The 11,179-nt window shown below is 74.6% G+C and carries 11 protein-coding genes; 2 read left to right on the forward strand and 9 right to left on the reverse strand.

The window, feature by feature from the left end; genetic code table 11:
• Positions 1-9: 9 nt before the first annotated feature.
• Both LWC35_RS21770 and LWC35_RS21775 read right to left on the reverse strand, forming a co-directional pair.
• Positions 10-513, reverse strand: coding sequence for an O-acetyl-ADP-ribose deacetylase (locus LWC35_RS21770; protein ID WP_232872028.1), 504 nt, complete (start codon positions 511-513; stop codon positions 10-12).
• The gene (locus tag LWC35_RS21775; RefSeq protein ID WP_232872029.1) at positions 510-1,295 is read right to left on the reverse strand and encodes a 5-formyltetrahydrofolate cyclo-ligase; all 786 of its coding nucleotides are present in this window, start codon (positions 1,293-1,295) and stop codon (positions 510-512) included. The genes LWC35_RS21770 and LWC35_RS21775 overlap by 4 nt, the downstream gene beginning before the upstream one ends.
• A gap of 54 nt (positions 1,296-1,349) precedes the next feature.
• Here LWC35_RS21775 and LWC35_RS21780 point away from each other — a divergent pair, with 54 nt between their 5' ends.
• Positions 1,350-3,611: a molybdopterin-dependent oxidoreductase gene (locus LWC35_RS21780; RefSeq protein ID WP_232872030.1), complete on the forward strand. Its 2,262-nt coding sequence runs from the start codon at positions 1,350-1,352 to the stop codon at positions 3,609-3,611.
• A gap of 96 nt (positions 3,612-3,707) precedes the next feature.
• Here the strand turns inward: LWC35_RS21780 and LWC35_RS21785 are convergent, their stop codons facing one another.
• Positions 3,708-4,406, reverse strand: a complete 699-nt coding sequence (locus tag LWC35_RS21785; protein ID WP_232872031.1) for a DUF4383 domain-containing protein — start codon at positions 4,404-4,406, stop codon at positions 3,708-3,710.
• Between the two features lie 122 nt (positions 4,407-4,528).
• Positions 4,529-4,786: a DUF7218 family protein gene (locus LWC35_RS21790; protein WP_232872032.1), complete on the reverse strand. Its 258-nt coding sequence runs from the start codon at positions 4,784-4,786 to the stop codon at positions 4,529-4,531.
• Between the two features lie 59 nt (positions 4,787-4,845).
• On the opposite strand from LWC35_RS21790, the gene LWC35_RS21795 reads away from it, so the two are divergent.
• Positions 4,846-5,217, forward strand: a complete 372-nt coding sequence (locus LWC35_RS21795) for a hypothetical protein (protein WP_232872033.1) — start codon at positions 4,846-4,848, stop codon at positions 5,215-5,217.
• An 11-nt stretch (positions 5,218-5,228) separates the two neighbouring features.
• Here LWC35_RS21795 and LWC35_RS21800 read toward each other — a convergent pair whose 3' ends face one another.
• The 5 genes from LWC35_RS21800 to LWC35_RS21820 all read right to left on the reverse strand — a co-directional run bounded on the left by LWC35_RS21800 (position 5,229) and on the right by LWC35_RS21820 (position 11,125).
• Positions 5,229-6,761 (reverse strand): MFS transporter, encoded by a 1,533-nt coding sequence (locus LWC35_RS21800; RefSeq protein ID WP_232872034.1) that lies wholly within the window; start codon positions 6,759-6,761, stop codon positions 5,229-5,231.
• Between the two features lie 378 nt (positions 6,762-7,139).
• Complete coding sequence (locus LWC35_RS21805; RefSeq protein WP_232872049.1) at positions 7,140-7,628, reverse strand: NUDIX hydrolase; 489 nt, start codon at positions 7,626-7,628, stop codon at positions 7,140-7,142.
• Positions 7,629-7,674: 46 nt separating this feature from the next.
• Positions 7,675-8,013, reverse strand: coding sequence for a UBP-type zinc finger domain-containing protein (locus LWC35_RS21810; RefSeq protein ID WP_232872035.1), 339 nt, complete (start codon positions 8,011-8,013; stop codon positions 7,675-7,677).
• Positions 8,010-9,440, reverse strand: coding sequence for an ATP-binding protein (locus LWC35_RS21815; RefSeq protein WP_232872036.1), 1,431 nt, complete (start codon positions 9,438-9,440; stop codon positions 8,010-8,012). The genes LWC35_RS21810 and LWC35_RS21815 overlap by 4 nt, the downstream gene beginning before the upstream one ends.
• Positions 9,440-11,125 (reverse strand): NAD(P)/FAD-dependent oxidoreductase, encoded by a 1,686-nt coding sequence (locus LWC35_RS21820; RefSeq protein ID WP_232872037.1) that lies wholly within the window; start codon positions 11,123-11,125, stop codon positions 9,440-9,442. Before LWC35_RS21820 ends, LWC35_RS21815 begins: the two co-directional genes overlap by 1 nt.
• Positions 11,126-11,179 lie beyond the last annotated feature (54 nt).

Consider the following 11,179-nt stretch of genomic DNA (forward strand, 5'->3'; position numbering starts at 1 on the left):
GAACTCCTCTCACACCTTCTCGAACGCGCGCAGGATCTCCGCGCTGAACAGCACGAACCGCGCCACCTCGACCTGCGTGTCGGCCTCGCGCACCGTGGTGACGGCGATGCGGGCGGCGTCGTCGAGGGGCCATCCGTAGATCCCCGCCGAAACCGCGGGGAAGGCGACGGTCCGGGCGCCGAGCTCGTCGGCGACCCGCAGCGACTCCCGGTACGCCGAGGCGAGGAGGTGCGAGCGGTCCTCCTTCTTCGCGTACACCGGGCCGACGGTGTGGATCACCCAGCGGGCGGGCAGGTTCCCCGCGGTGGTGGCCACGGCCTGGCCGGTGGGCAGCCCGTCCGGGTAGCGCGTCTCCCGCAGCTCCCGACACTCGGCGAGGATCGCCGGCCCGCCGGCGCGGTGGATCGCGCCGTCGACGCCCCCGCCGCCGAGCAGGGACGAGTTGGCGGCGTTGACGACGGCGTCGACCTCCTGGGTCGTGATGTCCCCCTGGACCAGCTCGATCCGGGTCACGAGGCACCTCCCTGGGCGCGGAGCTTCTGCAACAGCGGGATCGCGGCGATCTTCTCGTCGGTGAGCGATCCCCACAGGACTTCCCCGGTGGGCCGCTCACCCCGCGTCGGCCGGCAGTCGATCACCCGCTCGGGGGTGACGACGAGGTCGACGGGGATGTCGTGGGCCGCGGTCGGGATCACCCCGGCCGGGCGGACCTGCAGCGCGTGCACCGTGGTGACGACGACGGTCCGGTCGGAGATCAGCCCGGCCGCGCCGGCCAGCGCGAACTCGAGGTCGGCGAACCCGCCGCCCTTGCCCAGCCGCGCGCCGTCCTCGCCGACCGCGACGCAGCCCGTCACGACGAGGTCGACCGGGTCGAGGTCGTCGACGGCCACCCGGCGGGCCGAGCGGGTGGCGTTCTTGATCGACACCGCGCGGCGGGGCGGATCGGCCAGGTGTTCCGGGTCGAGCAGGAAGAACGGGTCCTCCTCGGCGAGCTTCGGCACGGCCATGTAGAGCGTCTTGCCGTCCTCGAGCGCACGCTGTCGGACGGGGAGCTGCGCGGAGTCCGGGTTGGACTTCACCGCGCGGGCCTTCTCCCACTCCGGCAGCGACCGCAGGAGCTCGGCGGCCTTCTCCGCCCCGGTGAAGTTGGAGATCCGGTTCCGGGCACCCGGGAACCGCGCGACCTTCGCCTTGGTCAGCGCGGTCCAGACCTCCTCGCGCAGCGCGGCCTTGGCGTCGAGGAGGGCGCGGTCGCCGCCCGCGTCGTGATCGTGCCGCCGGGGCGTCCGTGCCATGCGCCGACCTTATCGGCGCCGGCCGGCTCCGGCGCGTGCCGCATGATGGACGGCATGACGGCGGTCCCGCACAGCGCGCACTGGGGAGTGTTCCGGGCCGAATGGCGGGAGGGTGAGCTGCAGGTCCGGCCGCACGAGGCCGACCCGAACCCGTCCCCGGTCCTGCAGAACATCCCCGCCGCCGTCCGCAACCCGGTCCGCGTGGCCCGCCCGTCGGTCCGGCGGAGCTGGTGGGAGCAGGGGCCCGGGCCGACCGACCGCCGCGGGCGGGAGGAGTTCCTCGAGGTCGGCTGGGACGAGGTGCTCGACCGGCTCGCCGGCGAGTTCCGCCGCGTGCACGCCGAGCACGGCCCGACCGCGGTCTACGGCGGCTCCTACGGCTGGGCCAGCGCCGGCCGCTTCCACCACGCCCAGGGGCAGATCCACCGCTTCCTGGGCCTGGCGGGCGGCTACACGCAGTCGGTCAACACGTACTCCGGCGGGGCGGCGGAGGTGCTGATCCCGCACGTCCTCGGGCCGTTCGACGCCGTGACCCGCTCGGTGGTGACGTGGGACCAGATCGCCGCGCACACCGACACCGTGCTGGCGTTCGGCGGGATGGCGCTGAAGAACTCGACGGTCGCGGCGGGCGGGGTGAGCCGGCACGTCGAGCGCGGCGCGATGCGGGCGGCGCACCGGCGGGGTGCGGGGTTCGTGCTGGTCAGCCCGCTGCGGCAGGACCTTCCGGCGGAGGTCGACGCCCGGTGGCTCGCCGCGGAGCCCGGCACCGACGCCGCCCTGATGCTCGGCCTGGCGCACACCCTGCGCGCCGAAGGCCTGCACGATCGCGACTTCCTCACGGACCACTGCGCGGGCTGGCCGGAGTTCGAGCGCTCCCTGCGCGGGCACGACGCCGAGTGGGCCGCGCGGATCTGCGGGATCGACGCGGAGGAGATCCGGACCCTCGCCCGCCGGCTCGCCGCCGGTCGCACCCTCGTCACCGTCTCGCAGTCCCTGCAGCGCGCCGAGCACGGCGAGCAGCCGGTGTGGGCCGGGCTCGCGCTCGCGGCGATGCTCGGCCAGATCGGGCTCCCCGGCGGCGGGTTCGTCTACGGCCTCGGCTCGCTGGGGCACTACGGACGTCCGCGCAACGCCGTCCCGGTCCCGACCCTGTCGCGGCGGCCGAACCCGGTGCGCAGCTACATCCCCGTCGCGCGGGTGGCGGACATGCTCCTGCACCCCGGCGAGCGCTACTCGTACAACGGCGAGGAGCGGACCTACCCCGACATCCGGCTGATGTACTGGTGCGGCGGCAACCCCTTCCACCACCACCAGGACCTCGCGCGGCTGCGCCGGGCGCTGGGCCGGGTGGACACCTTCGTGGTGCACGAGTCGGTGTGGACGGCCACGGCGCGCCACGCCGACGTCGTCCTGCCCGCCACGACCACGCTCGAGCGCGAGGACATCGGCGCGCACGGCACGGACCCGCTGGTCGTGGCCATGAAGCAGGTCGCCGAGCCCTACGGCGAGGCCCGCGACGACCACAGCATCCTCGCCGAGCTGGCCGACCGGCTCGGGTTCGGTGAGCGGTTCACCGAGGGCCGGACGACCCGCGACTGGCTCGCGCACCTGTGGGAACGGACCGAGAAGGCGTTGGCGGACAAGGGGTTCCCCGCGCCGACGTTCGAGGAGTTCTGGGCGGCGGGGGAGCACGAGCTGCCCCCGGGAGCCGACGACGGCGGCCTGCTCGCGGCCTTCCGCGCCGGCACCGGCCGGCTGCCCACCGAGTCCGGGCGGATCCAGCTCGCGTCGGAGCGGATCGCGTCGTTCGGCTACGACGACTGCCCGGGCCACCCGACGTGGCTCCCGCCGACCGAGCCACCCACCCCGGACCGACCGCTCTGGCTGGTGTCGAACCAGCCGTCGACGCGGCTGCACAGCCAGCTGGACTTCGGCGCCACCAGCGCGGCGGGCAAGGTCGGCGGGCGCGAGGTCGTGCGGATCCACCCCGCCGACGCCGCGCCGCGGGGGATCGGCGAGGGCGACGTCGTCCGGCTGCACAACGCCCGCGGCGCCTGCCTGGCCGCCGCCCGGGTGACCGACGACGTGCGGGCCGGGGTCGTCCAGCTGCCCACCGGAGCCTGGTACACGCCGGCATCGGCGGACGACCCGACCTGCGTGCACGGCAACCCGAACGTGCTGACCCGCGACGTCGGGACCTCGCGACTGGCCCAGGCGTGCACCGGGCAGCTCACCACGGTGCAGGTGGAGCGGTACGCCGGGGAACCGCCGGAGGTGCGGGCGCACCGCCGGCCGCCGATCGTGCCGCGCGGGTAGGGACGTTCCCCGCCCGCCGCCGGAGGGCTCTCGTCCGGCGGCGGGCGGGCGTCCGGCGTCGGCGGGGTACCGCGGCCACGACGGCGCCGGGAGTTCTCAGGAGGGAGCGTGCCGCTGCCACGCGTGGATGCGGTCCTCGGGGCGGCGCAGCCCGTCGAGCGCGTGCACGGCGGCCACGACCTCGGGCCGGGCGCGGTGCTCGGCGACCGCCCGCTCCGCCTCGGCCAGCTCGCGGGCCGCGGCGGCCTCGGCTGCGCTCCCGTCGAGCGCGATGCCGCTGAGCTGGGGGCTCAGCTGCGGGTCCTCGAACGTGCCGACCGTCCGCTCGCGGGCGTAGGGGCTGTCCGCGCGCAGCCGTCCGGTGAACCGGCCCCAGGACCCGACGGTCAGCAGGATGCCGCCGACGACCAGGCTGAAGATCACGTTGGGCATCCGGAACGCGAGGACGTCGAGGGCCGAGTTCAGGACCAGCACGTTCGCGATGCCGGAAAGCAGGAACAGCGCCCCGACCACGACCTGCACGGTCGAGGAGAGCCGGCCGCCGCGGATCCCCGCGCCGACCAGGACCGCACCGAAGACCACGGAGATCGTGGAGAGCAGGCCGTTGGAGGACAGGCCGAGCACCGGCTGCCCCTGGGTGGAGAAGAACTCGAGGCGCTGCGCGAACCCCAGCACCGCGAACACCCAGAGGCCGAGCCCGATCACCACCGATCCCGTGCGGTGCACGAGATCGAGCCGGTGGGCGGCCCGGTCCTCCGCGGTCCGTACCCGGTCCCCGTCGTCGCTGCTGCTCACGGTGCTCCTCCTCGCGGTGGGACGATCCCGTCCGCGGTCCCGGACGAAACGCGCCGAACCTTGTTCACGACAAGGGTGGCCCGTCCCGCCGGAGGCCGCCAGCCGAGCAGCGCCCGGCATGGTCAGTGGTCGCGCAGGGCCTTCACCAGCTCGTCCTTCGACATGTCCGACCGGCCCTCGATGCCGACCTTCTTGGCGCGCTCGTAGAGCTCGTCCTTGGTCATGTCGTCGTAGGAGCCGGACTTCCCGCCGCGCGAGGAGACCTTCTTCTTCCCCTCGGCGGCGGAGGCGTTCGCGATCCGGGCGGCCTTCTCCTTGCTCTCGCCGCGGTCACGCAGCTCCTCGTACATCTTCTCGTTCTTGATGCTCGAGTTCGGCATGTCGGCGGTGGTACCCCCACGCGCCGTGTGCTAAGCGTCGCGGGATGTAGTCCGATGCGGTGCGGGTCCGCGTCGGCCCCGACGACGGGGGGTGCGCGATGGTCCGCGCGATGCGGGCGGTGGGCGGGGTCCTGCTGCTGGTGCTGGCCACGCTGCTGCTGGTCGTGGGGCTGGTGCTCTGCGTGACCGTGGTCCTGCTTCCGGTCGGCCTCGCCGTCGGGTTCCTGGCCGTGAAGGTGGGGAAGGTCGGCGTCCGGCTCCTGCTGCCGCGGAAGGTGGACGTGCAGCGGGGGCTGCAGGGGAGCCTGCGGGTCCCCGAGATCCGCGCGGCCGCCGACCGGTTCGCCCGGTCCACCCGCCGGCCCCGCCGACGGCTCCGCAAGCGGGTCGGCAGGGCACGGCGGCGGCTCGTGAAGCGCTTGTCCTCCTGAGTTGCGGCTCGTCAGGAGGCCAGCTGCTCGAGGCCCGGGTAGGGGCGGATGTGCGCCCCGGGGGCGCGGGTGGGCGGGGTGGTCGTCGTCGCCGGGGTGAGGGCGGACAGGTCCGCCGCGGCCCGGTGGACGATCGCCCCGCCGCGCAGCATCGCCGGGCGGGCGGTCACCGCGACCCGGGAACCGGCACTGCGGACGATGCGCAACGGCTGGGTGTGCGCGATCGCGGTCGCCGTGCGGGCGGCGAGGATCCCGAGCCCGGTGGGGTCGACGGGCCGGGCCGTGGCCTGCGCGACGCGGCCGAGGGTGGCCCGGGTCGCGCGGACGGCTCGGGTCACGCGGACCGGCCGGGAGGACGGGGGCAGCAGGGTCGGCAGGGTCGGCAGGGTCGGCAACGGCAGCCGGGCCGGGAGCCGGAGCCGGGGCTTCTCGGCCGCGACGGCCAGCGCCAGCCCGGCGGCGACGACGGCCAGGAGCGGCACGGACGCCAGCGCGGCCGGGAGACCGGCGTGCTCGGCGAGGAACCCGATGGCGGGCGGCCCGCCGAGCAGCCCGCTGTAGCCGACGGTCGACGCGAGGGCCACGCCGCGCGAGCCCGAGTGCGCCCCGGCCCGTGCGATCGTGACCGGGAAGAGGTTCGCCAGGCCCAGCCCGACCAGCACGAAGCCGGCCAGCGCCAGCTCGGGCGACGAGGTGAGCAGCGCGGCGGCCATCCCGGCGGCCGCGAGCAGCGCGCCGCCGCCGAGCAGCCGGGTCTCGCCGAGCCGGCGGAGCAGCACACCACCGGTGAGCCGTCCGCACGCCATGGCCAGCGAGAAGCAGGAGTAGCCGGCCGCGGCCAGGGCGGGCGTGGCGCCGAGGGTCTCGCGCAGGTGCAGGGCGCCCCAGTCGGTGATCGCACCCTCGCCGAAGGCGGTGCAGCCGGCGATCAGGCCGAGAAGGACGACCAGGCCTCGCCCCCGGCGGCGGGGGGACGACGGCTCCGGGCGGTCGTCCGGCGACGCGGGCGGTGAGCCGTCCCGGAGGCCGGCGAGCGTCGAGCGGGTCGCGGCCACGATCACGAGGCCGACCACGCCGACGGCCGCGAGGTGCGGCAGCACCGGACCGAGCGTGGAGGCGACCCCGCCCGCCGCGGCGCCGGCGAGTCCGCCGAGGCTGAACGCGGCGTGCAGCGCGGGCAGCAGGGGCCGGCCGGGCCGCCGGGCCTCGACGGCCACGCCCGCGCTGTTGATGGCGACGTTGACCATCCCGGTCAACGCGCCGAACAGCAGCAGGGCGGCCGAGAGCCGGGGGATCGACGTCGCCAGCCCCGGCAGCGGGAGGACGAGCGCCGCCCCGGCGCTGCCCGCCAGCGCGACCCGGCCGGCGCCGAAGCGGGTGGCGAGCAGACCGGTGAGCTGCATGCTGGCCAGGGCGCCGACCGACACGCACAGCAGCGCGACGCCCAGCGTGGCGTGGGTGGCGCCGACCTGGGTGGTGACGTCGGGGATGCGGGCGGCCCAGCTGCCGAACACGGCGCCGTCGAACGCGAAGAGCGCGGTCACGGCGGCGCGCAGACGGCGGAAGGAGGCGGGCCCGGGGGCAGTGCGGGACGGCCTGGTCGGAAGGGCTGTGCGGGGAAACGGACGGAGATCGCGGAGGCGCACGGGGGTACGGCGGCGCGACCCGGCGGGGGAGACGGGCATGAACGGGGTCCTCGGGCGGGCCGCGCACTCCGGCGGCGCTCGGGTTGCCGGCCGGAGGGGCCCACCGTGACGGTCGCGACGCTCGGGGAGGGCGCGCGCGACGGGCGGTCGGAGTACGGGACGCACGACCGCGTGCGTCGACGTTCCACCTTGGCAGAGCCCGGACCGTGATCGCCACTTCTCCGCAGGTGAACCGGCTCACGATCGATTCAGAAGGGAGGTCGGGAACCCGCTGCGTCAGGTCGTGGTCAGGAGCGCCTCGAGGCGGTCGAGGAAGGGCAGCTGACCCTTCACGAGCTTCACCCGCGCCGTGGCCAGGTCGAACCAAGCGGCCCGGTCGATCTCCGGGAAGCGCAGCCGGCGCCCGGAGTTGCGCGGCCATTCGATCTCGACCCACGACCCGTCGTCGGGCCGCTCGGCGACGGCCGCGACCTCCCGGTCGGGCACGTCGCCGGCCAGCGCGAACCCGAGGACGGTCTTGCGCCGGCCGGACTGGACGACCGAGCCCAGCGCGTGCAGCTCCCCGTCGGGCGGCGGGAAGCCCAGCTCCTCGGCGAACTCCCGGCGCGCCGCGGCGACGGGCTCCTCGCCCTCGTCGAGCTCGCCCTTCGGGATCGACCAGGCCGCGGCGTCCTTGCGGGCCCAGAAGGGCCCGCCCATGTGCCCGAGGAGCACCTCGACGATCCCGTCGCGGTCGCGGTGGAGCAGGATCCCGGCACTGGTCAGCACAGCACGATTCTCCGCCCCGCCCCCGCGCTCCCGGGCGCCGGGATCAGTGGATCCTGGAGCGCCAGTCCGCGGGTACCCGGCCCGCGGGGCCGGGCACGGGCTGGTCCTCGGGCCGGTGCGACGGCGGGGCCAGCGCCGGACCGGAGAGCGCGACCTCGCGCTCGTAGTCCCAGAACCAGTCCTCGCCCGGCTCGAAGCTCTGCACGACCGCGTGGCCGGTGGAGCGGAAGTGCGCGGTCGCGTGCTGCTCGGGGGAGGTGTCGCAGCAGCCGACGTGTCCGCAGGTCGCACACCGGCGCAGGTGCACCCACCAGCCGCCGGCGGCGTCGCACTCCGCGCACCCGGTGCCCGACGGCGGCACGGACGGGTCGATGGTCGTCACGACTCCTCCACGAGGGCGTCGAAGGGAAGCAGGACCTGGAACCGCGTGTTCCCCGGCTCGGAGAGGACGCGCAGGTCGCCGTGGTGCCGGTTCACCACGATCCGCCAGGAGATGTCCAGGCCGAGCCCGGTGCCCTCGCCGACGGCCTTCGTGGTGAAGAACGGCTCGAAGATCCGCGACCGGATCTCCGCGGGGATCCCGGGGCCGGTGTCGGCGATCTCGACGAGCAGCCGGTCACCCTCCCGCGCGGTGCGCACGGTCAGCGTGCCCCTGCCGTTCATGGCCTGGACCGCGTTGTCGATCAGGTTCGTCCAGACCTGGTTGAGCTCGGCGGCGTAGACGGAGATCTTCGGCAGGCTGCGGTCGAAGTCCTTGACCAGCGTCACGCCGTCGCCGAACTTGCCGTGCAGCATGACGAGCGTGGACTTGAGCAGCTCGTGCACGTCGACGGTCTGGTACGGCGCGCGGTCCATCTGCGAGTACTGCTTCGCCGCGCCGACCAGGGTCGACACCCGGGTGGTCGAGTCCGCGATCTCGTTCATGAGCAGCTCGGTCTCGACCGTGTAGTTCAGCCAGCGGACCGCGCTCTCCAGGATCGCCGGCGGCACGCTGGCCTTGACCTGGCCCAGCCACTCGACGTCGATCCCGGCGGCCACGAAGTTCGGTGCGATGTCCCAGCCGCCGTCGATGCCCTGGTCGGAGATCCACTCGCCGACCTCGTCCTCGGCGTCGCCGGTCTCGAGGGGGCCGAGCTCCGGGGCCTTGCCGACGCGGTCGGCGGCGTCCTCCTGCAGGCGCATGAGGGTCTCGAGGTCGGCCCGCTCGTAGGGGCCCGCCGCGATCAGCCCGAGCTTGTGCCGCATCCCGGCGACGCGCTCGCGCAGCGTCGAGGTGGCGCGCACCGCGGCCGCGGCCGGGTTGTTCAGCTCGTGGGTCAGGCCGGCCGACAGCGACCCGAGGGCGAGCAGCCGTTCCCGCTGGCTGACGGCCTGCTGGGTGTTCTGGATGCCGAAGAACAGGCCCTCGAGCAGGTGCAGCGCCATCGGGAACCACTCGCGCATCAGCGTCGAGAGCTTCTCGGCGTCGAGCACGTAGAAGCGCGAGGGGACCGTGACCCGCAGCGAGTTGTTGTAGACCTGCGGCACCCGGTCCCCGAGGTAGGCGTGCCAGGCCCCGGCGTACACCCCGGCCTGGGAGGTGCGCTCGACCTCGACGTCCTCCTCACCGGACCGCCTGCTCAGCACCACCGTGCCCTCGACCAGCACGTAGAAGCAGGTGGCGGGATCGCCCTCGCGGTAGACCTGCCCCGGCTCGAACGTCTCGATCCGGCCCTGCCGGCACAGCGCGTCGAGCTGGTCGGCCTGCAGCTTCTCGAACAGGAAGAGCCGCCGGAGTTCCTCCGGGTCACAGGCGATCGGTGCGCTCATCACGGCCTCTCCAGATAGCGGTGGACGAGCGACACGGCCATCGCCCCGTCCCCGACGGCCGACGCGACCCGCTTCACGGACTCGGCCCGCGCGTCCCCGGCGACGAAGACCCCCGGCAGGCTCGTCTCCAGGTGCAACGGGTCACGGTCCTCGGTCCATCCCGCGGGGCGCCTGCCCTCGACGACGAGGTCCGGCCCCGCCAGGACGAACCCGCCGGCGTCGCGCTCGACGAGCTCGCCGAGCCAGTCCGTGCGCGGGGTCGCGCCGATGAACACGAAGAGGTACCCGGCGTCGACGGTCTCGGTCTCGCCGGTGTTGCGGTCCCGAAGGGTGAGCTTCTCCAGATGCTCGCCGCCCGTCGCCTCGACGACCTCGGTGCACGTGCGCACGGTGATCTCCGGGATGCCGTCGATCTGCTCGATGAGGTACTGCGACATCGACGCCTGCAGGCTCGGCCCGCGCACCAGCATCGTGACGCTGCGGGCGTGCCGGGAGAAGTAGACCGCGGCCTGACCTGCGGAGTTGGCCCCGCCGACGATGTAGACGTCGGCGCCGGCGCAGCCCGCCGCCTCCGTCAGCGCGGATCCGTAGAACACGCCGCGGCCGGCCAGGTCGGCCAGGCCCGGGGCGTCGAGCTCGCGGTAGCTCACGCCGGTGGCGAGCACGACGGCGTGCGCGTGGATGGCGCTGCCGTCGGCGAACCGGACCGTGCGGGCGGGCCCGTTGGCCTCCAGAGCGACGACCTCCCGGGCGGTCAGCAACTCCGCGCCGAGCCGGACGGCCTGGCGCCGGGCACGGTCGGTGAGCTGCGCACCCGAGACCCCGTCGGGGAAGCCCAGGTAGTTCTCGATCCGGGAGCTCTGCCCGGCCTGGCCGCCGGTCGCGGTGCGCTCGACCAGCACCGTCCGCAGGCCCTCCGAGGCGCCGTACACGCTCGCGCCGAGACCGGCCGGGCCGCCGCCGATCACGATCAGGTCGTAGAAGTCCGTGACCGGGACGGTCGCCAGTCCGACGCGCTCGGCGAGCTGCATCTCGTCCGGCGCGACCAGGCACTCGCCGGCGGGCGAGATCACCACGGGCAGGTGCGAGTCGTCGACGCCCGCCGCCTGCAGCAGGCGCGCGGCCTCCGGCTGGTCGACGGGGTACCAGCGGTAGGGCACCTGGTTGCGGGCCAGGAAGTCCCGGACCTGGTGCGAGCGGGCGGACCAGCGGTGGCCGATCACGCGGGTCTCGCAGACCTCCTTGTGCGGGGCGGCCCGCCAGGCGTCGATCATCGCGTCGACGACGGGGTAGAGCTTCTCCTCCGGGGGGTCCCAGGGCTTGAGCAGGTAGTGGTCCAGGTCGACGACGTTGATCGCGGTGATGGCGGCGTCGGTGTCGGCGTAGGCCGTCAGCAGGACCCGCCGGGCCGCGGGGTACAGGTCCATGGCCTGCTCGAGGAACTCCAGCCCGTTCATCCCGGGCATGCGGAAGTCCGCGAGCAGGACGGCGACGTCGTTGCCGCGCAGCGCCATCTCCCTCAGCGCGTCGAGGGCCTGGTGCCCCGACTCGGCGCGCACGACACGGAACGTCTCGCCGTAGCGGCGCCGCAGGTCGCGGGCCACGGCGCGGGAGACGCTGGGGTCGTCGTCGACGGTGACGAGGGCGGGCTTGGCAGGGACGAGCGAGGAGGCAGCCTCCGGCATGACACCCATCCTGCACTGCCCGGCCTCGGAGGGGCACGGCCATTCGCCAGCAGC

The organism is Pseudonocardia kujensis, assembly GCF_021283305.1.
Taxonomy (GTDB): domain Bacteria; phylum Actinomycetota; class Actinomycetes; order Mycobacteriales; family Pseudonocardiaceae; genus Pseudonocardia; species Pseudonocardia kujensis.

What these genes read in the sequence shown, in the direction of transcription:
- LWC35_RS21820 (WP_232872037.1), bottom strand. Translation starts at nt 11,125, where the DNA reads ATGCCGGAGGCTGCCTCCTCGCTCGTCCCTGCCAAGCCCGCCCTCGTC.
- LWC35_RS21780 (WP_232872030.1), top strand. Translation starts at nt 1,350, where the DNA reads ATGACGGCGGTCCCGCACAGCGCGCACTGGGGAGTGTTCCGGGCCGAA.
- LWC35_RS21790 (WP_232872032.1), bottom strand. Translation starts at nt 4,786, where the DNA reads ATGCCGAACTCGAGCATCAAGAACGAGAAGATGTACGAGGAGCTGCGT.
- LWC35_RS21815 (WP_232872036.1), bottom strand. Translation starts at nt 9,440, where the DNA reads ATGAGCGCACCGATCGCCTGTGACCCGGAGGAACTCCGGCGGCTCTTC.
- LWC35_RS21775 (WP_232872029.1), bottom strand. Translation starts at nt 1,295, where the DNA reads ATGGCACGGACGCCCCGGCGGCACGATCACGACGCGGGCGGCGACCGC.